The organism is Streptomyces atriruber (assembly GCF_001418325.1).
In the GTDB taxonomy this organism is placed as follows: Bacteria; Actinomycetota; Actinomycetes; order Streptomycetales; family Streptomycetaceae; genus Streptomyces; species Streptomyces atriruber.
Genome location: NZ_LIPN01000028.1, coordinates 1 through 20,290, shown reverse-complemented (window position 1 = coordinate 20,290; position 20,290 = coordinate 1). Strand labels below are relative to the sequence as shown.

At 73.9% G+C, this 20,290-nt stretch carries 8 protein-coding genes; 5 read left to right on the top strand and 3 right to left on the bottom strand.

Features of this window, described 5'->3' with window-relative positions; translation table 11 throughout:
• The first annotated feature begins 8 nt into the window (after positions 1-8).
• Positions 9-392 (top strand): winged helix-turn-helix transcriptional regulator, encoded by a 384-nt coding sequence (locus tag AOK03_RS02750; RefSeq protein WP_055563499.1) that lies wholly within the window; start codon positions 9-11, stop codon positions 390-392.
• 17 nt (positions 393-409) lie between these two features.
• Here the strand turns inward: AOK03_RS02750 and AOK03_RS02745 are convergent, their stop codons facing one another.
• Complete coding sequence (locus tag AOK03_RS02745) at positions 410-1,525, bottom strand: MerR family transcriptional regulator (RefSeq protein WP_055563498.1); 1,116 nt, start codon at positions 1,523-1,525, stop codon at positions 410-412.
• A gap of 443 nt (positions 1,526-1,968) precedes the next feature.
• On the opposite strand from AOK03_RS02745, the gene AOK03_RS02740 reads away from it, so the two are divergent.
• The 4 genes from AOK03_RS02740 (at position 1,969) to purB (ending at position 17,857) form a co-directional block, all read left to right on the top strand.
• Complete coding sequence (locus AOK03_RS02740; protein WP_063792405.1) at positions 1,969-5,952, top strand: non-ribosomal peptide synthetase; 3,984 nt, start codon at positions 1,969-1,971, stop codon at positions 5,950-5,952.
• A complete protein-coding gene (locus AOK03_RS02735; protein ID WP_055563497.1) occupies positions 5,952-15,299 on the top strand; it encodes a non-ribosomal peptide synthetase in 9,348 nt (3,115 codons plus the stop codon). The genes AOK03_RS02740 and AOK03_RS02735 overlap by 1 nt, the downstream gene beginning before the upstream one ends.
• 115 nt (positions 15,300-15,414) lie before the next feature.
• A complete protein-coding gene (locus AOK03_RS02730; protein ID WP_055563496.1) occupies positions 15,415-16,284 on the top strand; it encodes a TauD/TfdA dioxygenase family protein in 870 nt (289 codons plus the stop codon).
• 130 nt (positions 16,285-16,414) lie between these two features.
• The gene (gene purB / locus AOK03_RS02725) at positions 16,415-17,857 is read left to right on the top strand and encodes an adenylosuccinate lyase (RefSeq protein ID WP_055563495.1); all 1,443 of its coding nucleotides are present in this window, start codon (positions 16,415-16,417) and stop codon (positions 17,855-17,857) included.
• A gap of 89 nt (positions 17,858-17,946) precedes the next feature.
• Here purB and AOK03_RS02720 read toward each other — a convergent pair whose 3' ends face one another.
• Positions 17,947-18,783 carry a SigB/SigF/SigG family RNA polymerase sigma factor gene (locus tag AOK03_RS02720; protein WP_055563494.1) on the bottom strand — a complete coding sequence of 279 codons (837 nt, stop codon included), beginning with the start codon at positions 18,781-18,783 and terminating at the stop codon, positions 17,947-17,949.
• 190 nt (positions 18,784-18,973) lie between these two features.
• Positions 18,974-20,263 (bottom strand): diaminopimelate decarboxylase, encoded by a 1,290-nt coding sequence (lysA, locus tag AOK03_RS02715; protein WP_079074437.1) that lies wholly within the window; start codon positions 20,261-20,263, stop codon positions 18,974-18,976.
• Between the last annotated feature and the right edge of the window lie 27 nt (positions 20,264-20,290).

Below are 20,290 nucleotides of genomic sequence, written 5' to 3'. Positions count from 1 at the left end.
GGAACCTGATGAGATCCAAACTGCAGCTCAACGGCCTGCCCGAGGACGCCGATCTGCGGCGCGCGGACTCGCTGGCGCGGGAGATCTTCTCGGACGTCGCCAACAAGTGGGCGCTTCTGATCATCGAGGCGCTCGGCGAGGGCACGCTGCGCTTCAGCGAACTGCGCGACGAGGTCGAGGGCATCAGCCACAAGATGCTCACCCAGAACCTGCGCATGCTGGAGCGCAACGGCCTGGTCGACCGGAAGGTGCACCCCACCGTGCCGCCTCGGGTCGAGTACACCCTCACCGCGCCGGGCCGGGCCCTGCGCGCCGCCGTCGACGTCATCTGTGACTGGACCCAGCAGCACCTCGGTCACATCGAGAGCGCCCGCGGCCGCTTCGACTCCTGACGGGCAGGCCGTTCCCGTCAGACCACGAGCAGGCGGAGGCCCAACTCCGCCGCGTCCAGGGCGACGAGGTCGCGGTTGCGCTCCGCCCACCGGCCCGAGGAGAGGTCGTCGCGCAGCCTGTCCACCGCGCGCCGCTCGGCCTCCGGGCCGACTCGGGTCCACACCGACACCGCGCGGCGCACATGGTCCTCCAGATACGCCTCGGGACGGCGCCAGTAGGCCTCGAAGAAGCCGTCGGCGCAGTCCCACGGGACGAGCACCGGTTCCGCGCGGCCGTCGATCGCACGGGTCAGATCGGCCAGAGAGGGCCAGTCGGCGAGAAGGCCGGCGAATTCGGGCAGGTAGTCGCGGGTGAGCCAGAAGCGTTGACGCCAGCCGGTGTCACTCGCGTCGTACGTGAACACCACCACGCGGCGGGCCACGCGCCGCATCTCGCGCAGCCCGGCGACCGGATCCGGCCAGTGGTGAACGGTGCTGACCGCCATCGCGGCGTCGAAGGACCGGTCCTCGAACGGGAGGCTCTCCGCGGCGGCGGCCACGCACGGCGCCGCGCCCGCCGGACGCTGCGCCCGCATGACGGCCGACGGTTCCACCGCCGTGACATCGCGGTCCTGGGGCTCGTAGGAACCGGTGCCCGCCCCGACGTTCAGCACCGTCCGCGCGTCCCCCAGCGCATCCCAGATCCGCGCGGCGATCCGCGGCTCGGTGCGCCGCGTCGCCGGGTAGGCGGACCCGATGGTGTCGTACAACTGCGTGCCGAACACCTTCAACTGCTCCTCCGGCGTCGTCCTGATCCCCATGGCACGTGCCTCCAGTTCCCTGTCGATGGCCGTCACCGTGGCGGCGGCGCGATCGCGCTGTTCCAGCAGCAGACCGCGCATCCGGCGCAGGTGCGCGACGGCGTCGGTGGCCGGGTCGTCGACCAGGTCCGCGATCTCCCGCAGTCCGAAGCCCAGCCGTCGGTAGCCGAGCACCTCCCGCAGTCGCTCGACGTCGCCCGCGGAGTAGGCCCGGTACCCGGCCCCGGTCCGCGCGGACGGTCGTACGAGGCCTATCTCGTCGTAGTGGTGCAGCGTGCGGACGCTCACGTCGGCCAGCTCGGCCACACGCCCCACGGTCAGGTGCTCCTCCATGCCACGGACTATCGGGCATCACGCCACGTGAGGGTCAAGCACTCCCCTTCCGGTGCCGCGCTCGCCCGCCCCCGTGCCCGAAGGGCACTCCAGGATGCCCGGGTTGCTGCCCGCAATGCCCAAACGGGCAGCAATCGGGGCACATGCGTCCGTTGACACAGCGAAGAACCGGAGCGAATGATTGTGGCTGGCCGGACCCCCGCCCCTCTGACCAGGCCTGACGATGGCCCGCGATTCGCCCACGCAGCCCACGCCGCCCCCATTCGCGCAACAGAACCCGTCCCCCACGAGAGACCGGAGACGCGTCGGCGCCCGGAGCCCCACCAGATCGTCCGCGCTCCGCCGACCCGGCATTTCCCACTCCCCCGCCCCCGTAGCGGCAACACCGCGACAGCGGCTCTCGTCGGCACAGATCGTTCACCTCACGGCAGAAGGACCGCTCCTTGACGGCGATACACACCCCCCGCCCCGAGTCCTCCACCGCACCGCGATCCGGTGCACGGCCGCTCTCCTCCTTCGGCCAGCAGCGCCTGTGGGCGCTGGAGCAGGCCGAGGGCTCCCACGCGGCGTACAACGAGCAGATGGCCTACCTCATCGAGGGGGACCTGGACCGGGCACTGCTCGCGCGGGCCCTCGACGCCGTGGCCGCGCGGCACGAGACGCTCCGCACGCGTTTCGTCGCGGTGGAGGGCGAGGCGCGGCAGGAAGTCGCGCCGCCCGGGGCCGGGTTCGCGCTGCGCTCGGAGGATCTGTCCGGCCGCCCCGACGCCGAGGAACTCCTCGTCGCCCGGCAGCGCGAGGAGTGCGAGACCCCCTTCGACCTCGGCGCCGGGCCGCTCGCCCGGGGACGGCTCCTCACGCTCGCGCCGGACCGGCACGCCCTGCTGCTGACGCTGCATCACTCCGTCTTCGACGGACGGTCGATGGAGATCATGCTGCCGGAGCTGAGCACGGTCTACGCCGCCCTGCTGCGCGGCGAGCCGGACCCGTTGCCGCCGCTGCCCGCGCAGTTCGCCGACCACGCGGCGCGGCAGCACGCATGGGTCGAAGGCGAGGAGGCCGCCGCGCAGACCGCGTACTGGCGGGAGCAGTTGGCGGACGCTCCCGCGCTGCTCGCGCTCCCGACCGACCGGCCGCGTCCGCTGCTCCAGGACCACTCGGGCGGCCGGGTTCCGATCCGCCTCTCCCCCGGGCTCACGGACGCGCTGCGCGCCGCCGCCCGCGCCCAGCGCGGCACCCTGTTCACCGCGGTCCTCACCGGCTGGCACGTCCTCCTCGGTCTGCTCTCCGGGGAGTCGGACACGGTCGTGGGCATTCCGGTCTCTGGCCGACGCCGCCCGGAGGACGCACAGCTGATCGGCTTCTTCGTCAACTCCCTGGCGCTGCGCACCGATCTGTCCGGCGACCCGACCGGCGCCGAGGCGCTCGGCCGCGTACGTGCGGCGCTGCGCGGGGCGCTCGACCACCAGGACCTGCCCTTCGAGCGGGTGGTGAGCGCGGTCAACCCGCACCGCGACCTCTCGCACAGCCCGCTGTTCCAGACGATGCTCGCGTGGGGCGCCACCCGTCGGGGCCAGCTGCGGCTGCCCGGGGCACGGGTCGAGCCCCTCGACATCCCGTACGCACCCGCGAAGTTCGACCTCACGCTGTCGGTGCACGAGGAGAACGGTGGCGTCGTCGGGCACCTCGACTACGCCCGCGCGCTGTTCGACCACGACACGGCCGAGCGGTTCGGCCGCTATTTCACCCGTGTGCTGGAGCAGTTGGCCCGGCACCCCGAGCGCGAGATCACCGGATACGCGCTGCTCGACGCGGACGAGCGCGCGGAGCTCCTCGCGGAGGGGCAGGGCCGGGTCACCTCGGGTCCGGTGGCCGGGCCCGTCGAGCGGTTCGCCGAGCAGGTACGGCTGCGGCCCGACGCACCGGCGCTGGTCTGCGGCGGTACGCGGCTGAGCTACGCCGAGCTGGACCGGCGGGCCAACCGGCTCGCGCACGCCCTGCACGCCCGTGGTGTGCGGCCCGGGCAGGTCGTCGGCCTGCACTGCGGCCGCACGGCCGAGTTGATCGTCGGCATCTGGGGCGTCCTGAAGGCCGGTGCCGCGTATCTGCCGCTGGATCCCGGCCAGCCGCCCGGGCGGCTCCGGGCCATCGTCGAGGAGGCCGCGCCCACCTTGGTGATCGGCGATGTCGCCGACCCGCCGGGGCCGTGGCAGGAGCTGGCGGCGGTGGAGGCCGAGGGGGACCGCGACGACGCGCCCTGGGAGCCGCCGTCGCCGTCTCAGCTCGCCTACGTGATCTACACGTCGGGCTCGACCGGGCGCCCCAAGGGCGTCGCGGCCACCCATGGCAACGTTGCCAACCTGTTGGAGAACTGGCTCGCCGCCTACGGCGCACTGCCCGGTGAGCCGTCCTCCGTATGGGCCAGCATCGGCTTCGACGCGTCCGTGCACGAGCTGTTCCTGCCGCCGACCACCGGTGGCGTACTGCATCTCGTGCCCGACGAAGTGCGCGGCGACCCCGAGGTGCTGCTCGACTGGATGCGGGAGCACCGGATCGCGCACGCATGGCTGCCCGCCTCGTACATCACCTGGATCGACGAGGACCCGGACACCCGCCTCGACGGGCTGTCGCTGCGTCAACTGGCCACCGGCGCCGAACCGTTGCCGGAGCAGGCGCTGTGGCGGCTCCGTGCGGCCCTGCCGGGCCTGCGCGTCTGCTACGTCTACGGGCCGACCGAGACCACCGTCTACAGCATCACCCACAACGAGCCGCGGGACCTGGACCGTCGCTCCCCGATCGGGCGGCCGGTCGACAACACCCGGATCTATCTGCTCGACCGGCGCCGCGAACCGGTGCCTCCCGGGGTCGTCGGCGAGGTGTACATCGGCGGGGCCGGTGTCACCCGGGGCTACCTCAACCGGCCCGACCTGACCGAGGAGCGCTTCCCCGCCGACCCGTTCGTACCGGGCGAGCGGGTGTACCGCACGGGTGATCTGGCACGCCGCCTGCCCGACGGGAACTACGAGTTCGTCGGCCGGGCCGACGACCAGGTCAAGCTGCGCGGATTCCGCATCGAGCCCGGTGAGGTCGCGGCGGCCCTGCGCGAGCTGCCCGGTGTGCAGGAGGCCGCGGTCCTCGCCGACCGGGACGAGACCGGGGAACTGTGCCTCGTCGCGGGCATCGGCCGGGGCGAGGCCCCGGACTCCACACCCGCCCAGTGGCGCGCGGCGCTCGCCGAACGGCTGCCGGACTACATGATTCCGTCGCTCTTCGCCGAGTTCCCCCGGCTGCCGCTGAACCGCAACGGAAAGCTGGACCGCAAGGAAGTCCTGGAGCGCGCCCGCGCGTCGCGGTCCGACCAGGTCAACACCCTGGCGCCACGCGACCGGGTCGAGATGGCGCTGTACCGAATATGGCGGCAGGTGCTGCTGCACCGCGACATCGGCATCACCGACGACTTCTTCGCGGTGGGCGGCACCTCGCTCTCCGCCATCAAGGTGGCGCACCTGATCCGGGAGGAGTTCGGCCAGACCCTGTCGACCCGCGACGTCCTCCAGTACCCGACGGTGGAACGGCTCGCGGCACGGCTGCGCGGGCAGACACCGGTGACGCCCGACGACGGCCTCGTCGAGATCCGGGCGGGCCGGGACGACGGACGCCGGGTGGTCTGCGTCCATCCGGCGGGCGGCACCGCCTTCTGCTATCTCCCGCTGGCCGGCGCCCTGCCGGACGGCATCCACGTGCAGGGCGTCCAGGCACAGGGCATCGACCCGGGCGAGGAGCCGCTGCGCTCGGTGGAGGCGATGGCGGAGCACTACCTGACGCTGCTGCAGGCCAAACCGGACGAGTCCCTGGTGATCTGCGGTCTCTCCTTCGGCGGACTCGTCGCCCACGAGATGGGGCGGCGGCTCGCGCAGGCCGGGCACCACGGGGTGTCCGTCGTGCTGCTCGACACGCACGGGACGGACGACCCGGTGGAACGGGCGAGGTTCGCGCCGGTGGACGCCGCCGAGTTCCGCGACAAGCTGGTCCGCTTCAACGGCATGTACCCCGGGATCGACGACGCCCAGATCGACCGCTACTTCAGGATCTACAACCACAACCGTGAGGCTGCCCGCGACTACGTGCCGGAGCGCTCGGACGCCCCGCTGCTCCTCGTACAGGCCGCCGAGGCGGAGGTCGTCGAGGGCGGCGACCCCGTGGCCGCGGGCGAGGCGCTGCGACGGTTCTGGCGCGACCGCGCCGGTGCCGGGCTCACCGTGGAGATGGTCGACGGCGGCCATTGGGACGTCCTGGAGGGCGAGCGGATACCCCGGATCGCCGACCTGATCGCGGACCGGCTCGCCCGGCCCGGCGACGCACCCGCCACGACCGCCGAAACCGCTACGACCGCTACGACCGCTACGACCGCTACGACCGAGGACTGATGCGCACCTCATCCCGTTCCGTCGGCCTGGCCCGAGCGGTACACGAACAGAGCCTGCGGACCCCCACCGCCCCTGCCGTCGTCGACGGTGATCAGACCCTCAGCCACGCCGTGCTCGACGCGTCGGCAGCCGCCGTCGCGGCCGGGCTGCGCGCACGCGGGATCGGCCCCGGCGACGCGGTCGCCGTGGGACTCTCCCGGTCGTGGCGGCTCGTCTGCGTCATGCTGGGCATCCTCCGGCTCGGTGGCCGGGTCGTCCCCACCGACCGGCTGAGCCCCGCCGACCGCATCGGTCACATCCTCGACGACTCCGGCGCCCGGCTCCTCGTGCACGACGGCACGTTCCCGTCCGCCCGGGCTCTCCTCTCCGAGCTGCCCGACGGGGTCACCGCGTTGTCGGCCGACGCGCTGCTCGGCGTTCCGGTCCGTACGGCGGACGGGCCGCCGCCCGCCGCGCCCGCGCCGGTCTCCTTCGTCTTCTACACCTCGGGCACCACGGGCCGCCCCAAGGGCGTGGAGGTGCGCGACGCGGGCATCCTGCGCCTGGCCGACCCGGAGTTCCTGCCGGACGCGCAAGGCGCCCGCTTCGCCTTCCTGTCGAACCCCGCCTTCGACGCGCTGAGCTTCGAGGTGTGGGCGCCGCTGCTGACCGGCGGCTGCTGCGTCGTCCTCGCCGACGAGGACGTGCAGTCCCCGGAACGGCTGGCCGCCGTGCTGCGCCGCGAACGGGTCCAGACCGCCTTCGTCACCACGTCGCTGTTCAACGCCGTGGTGGACACGGAGCCCGGCTGCTTCTCCGGGCTGACGGATCTGCTGGTCGGCGGCGAGCAGCTCAACGCGCCGCTCGTCCGGCGCTGGTACCGCCACAACGCCGCGCCCGGCAGCCGCACCCGGGTCCACAACGTCTACGGCCCCACCGAGTGCACGACGTTCGCGCTGCACCACCCGATCCCGCGGGACTTCGACGCCTCCGTCGTGCCCCTCGGGCGCCTGCTGCCGGAGACCGGCATGGCGTTGGTCGCGCCGGGCACCACCCGTCCTGCCGCGCCCGGCGAGGAGGCCGAGCTCCTCCTCTCCGGCACGGGCGTGGCGGCCGGCTACCGCAACCTGCCCGCGGAGACCGCCCGCCGCTTCGTGACGCTGCCCGGCGACGACGGCACGGCCACCGCGTACTACCGCACCGGCGACCTGGTGCGCTCCGCCGACGGCGACCTCACCTACGTCGGCCGCGCCGACCGGCAGGTCAAGGTGCGCGGCTTCCGCATCGAGCCCGGCGAGGTGGAGCGGCACATCGCCGAGCACCCTTCCGTGCGACAGGTGCACGTGTGCGCCCGCCGGGACGAGCAGGGCGGCCCGGCTGAGCTGCTCGCCTATCTCGTCGCCGAACCCGCCCTCACCTGGGCCGGGTTCGAGGAACACCTGGCTGCCGGGCTGCCCGGCTACATGCGCCCGCACCACCTCTACCGCGTCCCCGCCCTGCCGCTCACCGCAAACGGCAAGGTCGACGAGGCGGCGCTTCGCGCGAGCGGCGCCGCGCCGTGGCGCCCCGAGGCCGCGAGCCGCCCGACGGACCCCGCTCAGGAGCCCGCGGACGAAGCGCTGCGCGTGGTGCTCGGCCTCGCGGGCGAGATCCTGGGCGTTCCAGGGCTCCGCCCCGAGGACCGGTGGATCGCGTCCGGCGGCGACTCGCTGAAGGCGCTGCGGCTGCGGTACGGGATCCGTCGCCGTCTGGGCTGCGAGGTGCCCGCGCACCGTGTGCTGCACGGCGACCTCGCCGGTGTCGCGGACGCCGTGCGCGAGGCGCGGACCGACGACGCTCCCGCGCTGCCGGAAGCCACCGCGGCCGGGGCCCTGTCCGGCCCCGCCACCGGCGAGCAGGAACGCCTCTGGTTCTTGCAGCAGCGGTCGCCGGACTCCCGCGCCTACGACGTCCGGCTGGCCTTCGACGTCACGGGCCCGGTGTGCCAGGAGGCGCTGCGTGCGGCTCTCGCCGCGCTGGTCGCGCGGCATCCGGCGCTGCGCACCGGTTTCGCGGCGACCGCCGACGGGCTGCGGCAGCGGGTGGGCGAGCCGTACGACCCCTGGACGACCGCGCCGTCGACCGCGCCGTCCGTGGACGCGACCAGTGGTGGAAGCGCGGGCGGAGCGGACGGTCCGCAGGACGCCTTCTTCGCCGTGCCGTTCGACCTGTCGTCGCCCAGGATGCTGCGCGCGTGCTGGCTGCCGTCAAAGGACGGCGGCACGCTGCTGCTGCACCTGCACCACGTCGCCGTGGACGGCTGGTCGGTCAACGTGCTGCTGCGCGACCTGTCGGCCGGGTACGCGGCGGCCGTCGCCGACGACGCGGTGCCCACGTCGTCCGACGGGACTCCCACCCCGCTGGACTTCGCCGACTGGCAGCACCGTTGGCACACGAGCCCCGGGTACGCGGCGCAGCGCGACGAGTTGTCCGCCCTGTACGCCGGGACCGCCGCCGCCGCGGCGGACTCCGCCGGAGCGCAGTCGCTCCCGCTGCCCCGGCCCGGTCACGACGCCGGGGGACGGCTGCTGTGCGACGCGCTCGACGCGTCCGGCCGCGCCGCTCTGGACCGGCTCTGCGGCGAGCACGGGCTGACGCGCTTCGAGCTGTTGGCCGGTGTCTACGCCTGGGCGCTGTACGGCGTGACCGGCCGGACCCGGCTGCGCGTCGCGGCGCCGGTCGCGCACCGGCCGGTGCGCGAGTTCACGGACAGCGTCGGCATGTTCGCCAACACCGTGCTCCTGCCGCTGTCCGTGGACCCGCGGGCGTCCGTGCGGGACGAGGTGGCGCGGACCGGCACGGCCGTACGCGCGTTGATGCAGCGTCAGGACGTGGCGCTCGCCGACGTCCTGCCCGCGCTCGCGCGCGGGGCCGAGAACGACGCGCCGTTCGACTTCCTCCTCGTACTGGAGAACACCGACTACGACTCCCTCACCCTGCCGGGATGCGCCGCGCGCCCGCTGTGGCCGGTGCCCGCCGAGGCCAAGTGCCCGGTGACCCTGACGGTCGTCGACCGTCCCGAGGGCCTGGAGTGTCTCTGGGAGTACGCCGACGACCGCCTCGACGCCGACCAGGCCGCCGCACTGGCGTCCCTGTTCCGGCAGGGTCTGACCGCGCTGTCCGGGACCCCGGACACCACACCGGCGGAGCTGGTCGCGCCGTACCGCGGCTCGCTGCCCGAGCCGGGCCGGGGCGTACCCGCCGAGCTGCCGTGGACCACGGTCGCCGAGGGCTTCGCCCGCCAGGCGGCCCGGACCCCGGACGCACCGGCGCTGCGGACCGCGACAGGAACCGTCTCCTACGCGGCACTCGACGGGTACGCCGCCGGGCTCGCGGCGGAGCTGGCCTCGACGCTGCGGCTGCCGGAAGCGCACGAACAGAGCCACGTCGCGCTCTTCCTCGAACCGTCCGTCGAGCACGTGGTGGCGCTCCTCGCGCTGGCCCGGCTGAACCTGACGGCGGTCCCGCTCGACCCGTCGTACCCACCCGCGCTGCTCCGGCAGGTGCTGGAGCAGACCGACCCGCTGTGCGTGCTGCTCCTGCCGGGCGACGGGACGGCGTTCGACGGGGTGGACCCCGGCGGCGCGCCCCGCCTGCACGTCACGCTGTCCGAGGCGGGGTCCGGCGCGGGTTCCGACGCCGGGGCCGAGGATGCCGCCGACGGACCGTCGCTCCCCGCGCACCGGGGCACCCGGCCGCTGTACACCCTCTTCACCTCCGGCTCCACCGGACGCCCGAAGGGTGTGCGGGTCTTCGACCGCACGCTGAGCAACCTGCTGCACTGGCAGGCGGGGCCCGGCGGCCTGGGCGCGCCCGCGCTGACCCAGCAGTTCGCCATGCTCTCCTTCGACGTCTCCTTCCAGGAGATCTTCGGGACCCTGTGCACCGGCGGCTGTCTGCGGCTGATCGATCCCGCCCTGCGACGCGACGTCCCCGCGCTGCTCGACCAGCTGGAGTCGGAGGGCGTCGAACGGCTCTTCCTGCCGTACGTGGCCCTGCAGTTGCTCGCCGAGCACGCCGTGCACCTGGGCCGATACCCGTCCCGGCTGCGGGAGGTGGTGACCGCGGGCGAGCAGCTGGTCTGCACCGGCGCCGTCCGCAGGTGGTTCGCGGGCATGCCCGGCTCACGGCTGTTCAACCATTACGGCCCGACCGAGACGCACGTCGTCAGCGGTCTGTGCCTGGACGGCGATCCGGCGGACTGGCCGGACCGTCCGGCGATCGGTCACCCGGTGGCCGGTGCGGTGCTGCGCGTCGTCGACGAGGCCGACCTCCCACTGCCGCCCGGCTGCGCCGGTGAACTGCTCATCGGCGGCGTGCCGGACGAGCCCTGCTATCTGGGTGAGACCCCGCTGAACCGGGAGCGGTTCGTCCGGCTCCCCGGCGACGGGCTCTTCTACCGCAGCGGCGACCGTGCGCGCTTCGACCACGACGGTCTTCTGCACTGCCTCGGCCGCGCGGACGACCAGATCAAACTGAGCGGCCACCGGCTGGAGCCGGGGCAGGTCGAGGCCGCGCTGACGCGGCACGACGCCGTCCTCGGGGCCGTCGTCGCCGTCGAGGGGTCCGCGCTGGTCGCCTGTCTCCAGTGCCGCGGCGACGCGCCGTCGCCCGCCGAGCTGCGCGAGCACCTGGCCGGGCTGCTCCCCGGGCACATACGGGTCGAGCGCTTCCGTCTCCTCGAACGGCTGCCGCGCACCCCGAGCGGCAAGCTCGACCGGGACGCCGCGCTGCGCGCGCCCGGCCGGGAGCTCACGGGCACCCCCGACGGCGGCAGCGGCACCGCGCCGCCGCCGTCCGCGCGGGAGGCGCAACTGGCCGCCGTCTTCGAAGAAGTGACCGGCCTGCCCATCGCGCCGGACCAGACCTACTTCGCGGCGGGCGCCTCCAGCCTCGGCCTGATGCGCTTCCATCTGCGCTGCACCGCGGGGCTCGGGCTCCGCTTCACCGTCGCCGACCTCTTCGAACACGTCACTCCCAGGGAGTTGGCGGGATTCCTCCGGCGCACGGACCCGGGCACGGATCCGGCGACCGACCCGCGTACGACCGACTCCCCCACTGCCGCCGCGGACGACCCCGTCGCCGTCATCGGGATGGCCGTCCGCGCGCCCGGCGCACCGGACCTCGCGGCCTTCTGGGACCTGGTGGTCTCCGGGCGGAGCGGCATCGAGCACTTCGACGCGCCGGACGGCCTGGTCGGCGCGCGCAGCCAACTGGACGGGATGCTGGACTTCGACCCGGCACGGTTCGGCATCAGCCGTCAGGAAGCCCGGCTGATGGACCCGCAGCAGCGCCAGCTGCTCATGACCTGTGTCGAGGCGCTCGCCCACGCGGGCATCGCCGATCCCGGTGCGCTGCGGACCGGCCTGATCGCGGGCGCCGGTGAGAACACCTACTTCCGGGCGATGCTCCGCGAGACCGGTTCCGACGCGCTGCCCGACGACTTCCAGCTGGCCCTCCACCACGAGAAGGACTTCCTCGCCACCAAGGTCGCCTTCCATCTCGGGCTCACCGGACCCGCGCTCGCCGCCCAGACGGCGTGCTCCAGTTCGCTCGTCGCCGTACACCTGGCGGCTTCGCTGCTGCGGCTCGGCGACGCCGACGTGATGCTCGCGGGCGGTGTGCTCGTCGACCCGGAGCTGACCGACGGATACCGCTACCGTCCGCAGCACATCTTCTCGCCCGACGGCCACTGCCGGCCCTTCAGTGACGACGCGGGCGGCACCGTCGGGGGCAGCGGCGCCGGGGTGCTCGTGCTGAAGCCGCTCGCCCTCGCGCGCCGCGACGGCGACACCGTCTACGCGCTGATCAGCGGTTCCGCGGTGAACAACGACGGCGCGGCCAAGCTCAGTTACAGCGCCCCGTCCCTGGCGGGTCAGCGCGAGGTGATCCGCAGCGCGCTGACCCGCAGCGGCCGCGCGGGCTCCGACGTGGCGTACGTCGAGGCGCACGGCACCGGTACCCGGCTCGGCGACCCGGTGGAGGCCGGTGCGCTGCGCCAGGCCCTCGGGGTGGACGAGCCGGACCACGTCGCCCTCAGCTCGGTGAAGAGCCAGATCGGTCATCTGGGCGCCGCCGCCGGGGCCGTCGGCCTGATCAGGGCCGTGCTCGCGGTCCACCACGGGCAGGTTCCGCCCACCCGTGATTTCCGCGCGCTCAACCCGGAGATCGGTCCCTCCCCGGCGCCGTTCTACATACCGACGCAGGCGCTTCCCTGGCCGGAGGGCCGGGAGCGGGTCGCCGCGGTGAGCAGCTTCGGCATCGGCGGCACCAACGCGCACGTGATCGTGGAGGCGCCGGCTCCGTCCGTGGTCACGGACCCGCAGGAGGCCACGGGTGCCGGGACGGTGCCGCTCGTCGTGCTGTCGGCCGTGAGCGAGGCCCAACTCGCCGCGGACGCCGCGCGCGTGGCCGCCCACCTCGCACGGCATCCCGAGAGCTACGCCCGCACGTTGCGGCACCTTCAGGCGGGCCGCCCGCAGGGTCCGCTGCGGGCGGCAGCCGTCTGCCGGGACGCGGGGACCGCCGTCGCTTGGCTGCGTACGGCGGCCGCGGCGCGCCCCGAGCCCGTTCCCGGGCCCGCCCTGGAGACCCGTGGCCGCCCGGCAGCGGAGCTGGCCGACGCCTGGCTGGCGGGCCGCACGCTCGCCTGGCCGGACGGCCCTGCGCAGCCGCCGTGGGACTTCCCCGCCCCGGCGTTCGACCTCGCCCCGTACGACTTCCCCCGTGCGACCGCCCGGCCCTCGGCGCCCCCGTCGACCGGCGGGCACACCGCACCCGACGTCGTGGCCGTACCGGTTCGGCTGCCCGAGGCGGACTGGCTGCACCAGCCGCAGTGGACCCGGCTGCGGCGGGCCACGGCAGGCGCCGCCGTCGCGCCGTGCGCGCGGACGTTGGTCGTCGTCGCGGACGGGCCGCCGGACGGCGCCGCCCCCGGCGCGCTCGCCGCGGGCCACCGCCGCGTGGTGTGGGTCAGGGCCGCGGAGCACTTCGCCCGCCCCGAACACGACCGATTCGAGGCCGACCCGGCCGACCCCGGGCAGCTGCGACGCGTCCTGGACACCCTCGTCGACGAGGGCTGCACGGAGGTCGACTGGCTGCACACGCTCCCGCTCGGCATCGACGGGTCGGTCGGCGACAAGTCGCTCGACCGGGCGGCCTGGGCCTGCCTGGACACCCCCGCCGCCGTGGTCCGCGCCCTCCAGGGGGCGCCACGGGAGCTGACCGTACGGCCGTGGTGGCTGTCGTGCGGGGCCCGGCCGGTACTCGGCGCGGTCACCCGCCCCGAGGCTGCGCTGCTCGCCGGCGTCACCGAGGTCGCGCCGCAGGAGGGTGCCCCCGACGGGCACTGGGTGGACGTCGAGGACCCGGACGGCTGGGCCCCGCGGCTGTCCGCGCTGCTGGTCGCGTCGGCCTCCGCACCGCCGCCGCGCCATCTGGCGCTGCGCGAGGGCTACTGGTGGGAGCAGGTGACGCTGCCCCTGCGCGCGGCGGCTCCGGCGTCGGGAGACGCGGTACAGACGGCCGCCGCGGCGCCCGCGGGCGGTGACCATCTGATCCTCGGCGGCACCGGCGGCATCGGCTCCGGCCTCGCCGCCTGGCTGCTGCAGCACACCGAGGGACGCGTGCTGCTGCTGTCCCGGCGGCCTCGGCTGCCCGAGGAACTCACCCGCTGGGCGGACCGCGTCGATCTCGTCGAGGCGGATCTCGCCGTCACGCCGCCGAAGGAGGTGGCAGCCCTGATCGCCGCCCGCACGGTGGCACTGGCCTCCGTGGTGCACGCCGTAGGGGTGCCTGCGGGCGGTCTGCTGTCCCTTCGTGAGGCGGGCTCCGCGCACGGGGCCCATGCCGCCAAGGTGCGCGGCGCCCTGCTGGTGGAACTCCTCGTCGAGCAGTTCCGGCCGGACGTCGCGGTCTACTGCTCCTCCATGTCGGCGCAGCTCGGCGGAGTCGGCCAGTACGACTACGCGGCTGCCAACGCCCTGCTCGACGCGTTCGCCCGGTACGGCGGCGACGGGACGGGGCGGACCGCGCGGATCGGCATCGGCTGGGACGTGTGGCGGGAGGCCGGGATGGCGGTGCGCGGGACCCGGAGCGACAGCCGTCACCAGGCGCACCTCGCGGTCGGTCTGACCGCCGCCGAGGGAGCGCGCACGTTCGCGCGGGCGCTCGAACTCCGGCTGCCGCACGTGCTGGTGTCCACCACCGACCTCGACCGGTCACGCGTCTTCTACGCCGGACCGGTGCCCGGCACGCCGCGTCGGGACGGCGCACCCGCCGAGCGGCCCGCCGAGGAGCACCGGGAGCCCTGCGACCTGTTGGCCGAGTGGACGCGGGACGCGCTGGACGTCGACGATCTCGCCCCCGACGCGTCGCTGTACGACCTGGGGGCCGACTCGCTGACCCTCCTGGACCTCATCGAGAAGATCGACCGGCACTTCGGGGTGGAGCTGGACCTGGCCTCCTTCAGCCACCGGGCCAGCCTCACCGAGATCGTGCGGCTCCTGGCCGAACAGCGGGGCGAGCCGACGGGCCAGGAAGGCGCGGGCACGGAGACCGGCACCGACCAGGTCGCGCTGGAGGTGTGGCAGGAGGGCACCGGCACCGACGTGGTGTGCCTCGTGCACCCGGTCGGCGGGGACATCCAGTCCTACCGTCCCCTGGTCGCCGCCCTCGACCCGAGCCTGTCCGTCGTACTGATCGCCGACCCCGGCCTGCGGCAGACGGCACCTGCCGACTGGACGCTGCGCGACCGCGCCCGGCGGTACGCCTCGGCGCTGCGGGCCCGCTTCCCCCAGGACGCCTGGCGCTGGCACCTGGCGGGCTGGTCCTTCGGGGCATGGGTCGCCACGGACATGGCGGCCGAGGCCGAGGCGGCCGGACACCCGGCCCGCTCGCTGCACCTGGTCGACCCGCCGCCGCCCGGCAGCGGCCCGGTCTTCGAGGCGTACGACGACACCCGGCTGAGCACGGTGTTCGCCGCCGAGCTCGGCATCGCCGGGGACGGCCCCGGGGGGCAGCAGGCCCGCGCGTACGCCGACCGGCTCGCCCGCTGCTGCCGGACCAACCTGCGCAGCATGGCCACCCACCAGGTGCCCCGGATCGCCACCACCGTCACCCGGCTCTGGCAGGCCGAGCGGCCGTTCGCCGGGCTTCCGGCGCTCGGCAGCCCGGCGGAGCAGCGCGCCCGGTGGCATGCCCACCTGCCGGAATCGCTGGAGTGGGGCGTGCTGGCCACGGATCACTACGGCGTCGTCCGGCCGCCGCACGCCGGGACGGTGGCGGAGGCGATCAACGTCGCGAGCGGCGCCGTGCCGCGCCGTCCCTGACCCGCGATCACCACCGCACCGCCCCTGACCCGCAGTCCCCGCCGGGGCCGCGCCACGGCCCCGGCCCCAGTGCACCATCCGGACACCCCGACCCGCCGCAACCCAGGAGGACCCTGTGGAGCAGTACGAGCTGGACGCCCTCGAAGCCATCACGACCAGGCCGCCGAGGGACTACCGGGAGATATCCGTCGCTCCCCTGACCCCCGTCATCGGCGCCGAGGTCTCCGGCGTGGACCTCGCCCGGCTGTCCGAAGCCCAGCTGGCCGAGGTGAAGACCGCCTTCCTCGACCACCACGTGCTGGTCTTCCGCGACCAGGAGATCACCGACGAGGAGCACAAGCGCTTCGCCGGGCACTTCGGCGAGCTGCGCCCGGTGAACCCCCCGCCGCCGGAGGGCGACCCGTACGTGCTGGAGATCAAGACCAGCGCGGCGGCGGTGAACGTCGCGGGCAACGCCTGGCACGCGGACGGCACCGCGGACGCCGAGCCCTCTCTCGGCTCGATGCTGTACATCACCGAGACGCCGGCGGGCGGGAGCGGCGGCGACACGCTGTTCGCCAACATGCACCTGGCCTACGAGATGCTCTCCCCCACCTGGCGCGGGCTCCTCGACGGTCTGACCGCCGTGCACGACGGCTACCAGAGCTTCCGGGGCTACACCGTGCCGCCGAACTACGAGGTCCCGGTCAACGAACACCCGCTCGTGGTCCGGCACCCCGAGACGGACCGCCCGATCCTCTACGTGAACCAGGCGTACACCTCCCGCATCCCGCAGCTGTCGGAGGACGAGAGCCGTGCGGTGCTCGACATGCTCTTCGCCCTCGTCCCGCACCGCGCGATGCTCGCCTGCCGCGTCCGCTGGGCCCCGAACACCCTGGTCTTCTGGGACAACCGGTGCGTCCAGCACCATGCGACGTACGACTACTACCCGATGACCCGCTACGGCCGACGCGTCGCGATCAACGGGGGCCCGCTGAAGGGCTGACCGTCGCGTGCCGGGCCGCCCACGGGGCGGCCCGGGCGCCGAAGTGAAGATCCAGGCGCCTCTGACCTGGAGGTTCCTACACATGCAGATGGTTCGGAGCCTGTATGGACGCCCGGTAAACTCCGTACACGTGACTGCCGCGCCCGCAAAGCCCCGTATCCCGAACGTCCTCGCCGGACGTTATGCCTCCGCCGAGCTCGCCACCCTCTGGTCGCCCGAGCAGAAGGTGAAGCTGGAGCGTCAGCTCTGGCTCGCCGTGCTCCGCGCCCAGAAGGACCTCGGGATCGAGGTTCCCGACGCCGCCATCGCCGACTACGAGCGCGTGCTCGACCAGGTCGACCTGGCCTCGATCGCCGAGCGCGAGAAGGTCACGCGCCATGACGTGAAGGCCCGCATCGAGGAGTTCAACGCCCTCGCCGGGCACGAGCACGTCCACAAGGGCATGACCTCGCGCGACCTGACCGAGAACGTGGAGCAGCTGCAGATCCGGCTCTCCCTGGAGCTGATCCGCTCCCGCACCGTCGCGGTCCTCGCCCGGCTCGGCAAGCTCGCCGGTGAGTACGGCGAGCTGGTCATGGCCGGCCGCTCGCACAACGTCGCCGCGCAGGCGACGACGCTGGGCAAGCGTTTCGCGACCGGCGCCGACGAGCTCCTCGTCGCCTACCGCCGCGTGGACGACCTGCTCGGCCGCTACCCGCTGCGCGGCATCAAGGGCCCGGTCGGCACCGCCCAGGACATGCTCGACCTGCTCGGCGGCGACGCCGCCAAGCTGACCGACCTGGAGCGGCGCATCGCCGGGCACCTCGGCTTCGACAGCGCCTTCACCTCGGTCGGCCAGGTCTACCCGCGCTCGCTCGACTACGAGGTCGTCACCGCCCTGGTGCAGGTCGCCGCGGCGCCCTCCTCGCTGGCCAAGACGATCCGTCTGATGGCGGGTCACGAGCTGGTCACCGAAGGCTTCAAGCCCGGCCAGGTCGGTTCGTCCGCGATGCCCCACAAGATGAACACCCGCTCCTGCGAGCGCGTCAACGGCCTCACCGTCATCCTGCGGGGTTACGCCTCGATGACCGGCGAACTGGCGGGCGACCAGTGGAACGAAGGCGACGTCTCCTGCTCCGTCGTGCGCCGGGTCGCCCTGCCCGACGCGTTCTTCGCGCTCGACGGCCTCCTGGAGACCTTCCTGACGGTGCTCGACGAGTTCGGCGCCTTCCCTGCGGTCGTGGCACGCGAGCTGGACCGCTACCTCCCCTTCCTCGCCACCACCAAGGTCCTGATGGCCTCGGTGCGCGCGGGCGTCGGCCGCGAGGAGGCCCACGAGGCCATCAAGGAGAACGCGGTCGCCTCCGCGCTGGCGATGCGCGAGCAGGGCGCCGAGCGCAACGAACTGCTCGACAAGCTCGCCGCGGACGAGCGGATCCCGCTGGACCGCGCACAGTTGGACGAGCTGATGGCCGACAAGCTGTCGTTCACCGGCGCCGCGAGCGACCAGGTCACCGCGGTCGTCGGGCAGATCGAGGCCCTGCTGAAGGAGCACCCCGAGGCCGCGGCCTACACGCCGGGCGCGATCCTCTAGCCCCGGAGCCCGCGGCCCGCGTCCGAGCGGCTCGGCCCGCCCACCCGTCGGTGGGCGGGCCGAGCCGTTTCGCGTGCCGGGGCCGGGGGTCAGGCCGCCCGCGTGGCCGGGGACCCGTGGTCGGCCTCGGCGCGCACGCGGGCGCAACTGCGGCTGATCAGGCGCGAGACGTGCATCTGCGAGATGCCGAGCTCCTGCGCGATCCGGCTCTGCGTCATGTCCTCGAAGAAGCGCAGGTACAGGATGGTCCGCTCGCGCTCCGGCAGCTTCCGCAGCCCCCTCTTCGCAGCCTCCCGGTCGGTGACGACGTCGTACGCCGCGTCGGGCGCCCCCAAGGTGTCGGCGAGGCTGAACCCGTCGGCCTCGGTGGACGAGAGCTCCGCGTCCAGCGACAGGGCGCTGTAGCCCTCCATGGCCTGCATGCCGTCCCGCACCTCGTCCTCCGTCAGCCCCGCGTGCGCGGCGATGTCGGCAATGGCGGGCTCGGGTCCGCCGCCCGGCATGTCACGGAGTTCGCGGCGCGCGACCCGGACCTTGTTGCGCAGGTCCTGGACGCGCCGGGGAACCCGTACGTCCCACATGCGGTCGCGGAAGTGCCTGCGCAGTTCACCCGTGATGGTGGGCACTGCGTAGCTCTCGAAGGCGCCGCGACCGGGCTCGTACCGGTTGACTGCCTTGACCAGGCCCATCGCGGCGACCTGCCTCAAGTCCTCCAGGCTCTCGCCCTTGTTGCGGTAACGGGCGGCCAGCCGGTGGGCCATGGGCAGCCATGCGCCGACGATCTCCTCGCACAGGACGTCCCGCTCCGGGCCGTCCTCCAGCGCGGCGAGCCGGGCGAACTCCGCGGTGGTGTCGGGTGCGTCGTGGTGGGAGTGCCGGACCGCCGTGCGGTGGCGGGTCGAGTATTCAGTGAGATTCGTGAGCATCAGTTCGCTCCTCAACGGTGCGCCGACATGGACCGCGAGAAACGGGGCGCCCCGGCGGGCATCCACCAGGAGCAAACACACCGCTCCCGCGAACGCGCCTCCGGTCCGAAGCACGACATTCGCCTGCCCTTGCGATCCGGCACCAAACAGGTGTCCGCACAAGGCAGTCGGGAATGCCCGTGCCGAGGCGCTACAGGCCCACGTCCCGGCTCCGGAAGTCCTCCAGCGACTCCCGGCGGACCAGCAGCCTGGCGTGCCCGTCGGACACGGCGACCACGGGTGGGCGGCCGACGAGGTTGTAGCCGGAGGCCATCGACAGGTGGTACGCCCCGGCGACAGGAACGCCGAGCAGGTCCCCCGGCCGTACGTCACCGGGCAGCAGGACGTCCGAGGCGAGGATGTCACCGGCCTCGCAGTGCCGTCCGACCACGGTCACCGCGGCGGGCTCGGCCGTGGAGCGCCGCCCGACCAGCCGGGGCAGGTAGCGCACGCCGTACAGGGCCGGACGCGGGTTGTCGCTCATGCCGCCGTCGACGGCGACGAAGGTGTGCCCGGCGGTGCGCTTGACCGCGAGGACCCGGTAGAGCGCCACTCCCGCCGGGCCCGCGATGGCCCGCCCCGGCTCCACGATCAGGCGGGGCACGGCAAGGCCCGCCACCGCGCAGCTCTCGACCAGCTCGGCCCGCACCCGGCGGGCGAGCGCGGGAACGTCGAGCGCGTCCTCGCCGGGGCGGTACGCGACGCCGTGCCCGCCGCCGAGGTCCAGTTCGGGCAGTGTGAGCCCGTGCTGGTCCTTGATGCGGGCCATCAGCCCGACCATGCGGCGCACCGCGGCGAGGAAGGGCTTCTCCGTCGTGATCTGTGAGCCGAGGTGGCAGTGCAGGCCCACCAGTTCGAGCGTCGGCTGGCCGAGGATGCGGGCGACCGCGTGCTGAGCCGAGCCGTCCGCGAGCGACAGGCCGAACTTCTGGTCGTCCGTGCCCGTGCGGATCTTGGTGTGGCCGCCGGCGGCGATGCCGGGCACCACCCGCACCATCACCTTCTGGCGGCTGCCCGGCGGCACGGCCGCGGCGAGCCGGGCGATCTCCGACGCGCTGTCGATGACGATCCGGCCCACACCGAGCCGGAGCGCCGCCCGCAGGTCGTGCGGGCTCTTGGCGTTGCCGTGCAGCACGATGCGTTCCGCGGGGAAGCCCGTGGTGACGGCGAGCTCCAGCTCACCGGCGGAGCACACGTCCAGGCCGAGCCCTTCCTCCTCCATCCAGTGCGCCATGGCGCGGCACAGGAACGCCTTGGCGGCGTAGAGGACTTCGGCGTCCGGGAAGGCCTGCCGGTACGTGCGGCAGCGGGTGCGTACGTCGGCTTCGTCGATGAGGTACGCGGGGGTGCCAAAGCGCTCCGCGATGTCGGTGAGCGGGACACCGCCGACGGTGAGGTCACCGTGGGCCGGGGTCGTGGTGGTCGTGGGCCAGACGGACAGGTCGGCGTCGGGCGGGGTGGCGGGGAC

What these genes read in the sequence shown, in the direction of transcription:
- AOK03_RS02720 (WP_055563494.1), bottom strand. Translation starts at nt 18,783, where the DNA reads ATGCTCACGAATCTCACTGAATACTCGACCCGCCACCGCACGGCGGTC.
- AOK03_RS02745 (WP_055563498.1), bottom strand. Translation starts at nt 1,525, where the DNA reads ATGGAGGAGCACCTGACCGTGGGGCGTGTGGCCGAGCTGGCCGACGTG.
- AOK03_RS02750 (WP_055563499.1), top strand. Translation starts at nt 9, where the DNA reads ATGAGATCCAAACTGCAGCTCAACGGCCTGCCCGAGGACGCCGATCTG.
- AOK03_RS02735 (WP_055563497.1), top strand. Translation starts at nt 5,952, where the DNA reads ATGCGCACCTCATCCCGTTCCGTCGGCCTGGCCCGAGCGGTACACGAA.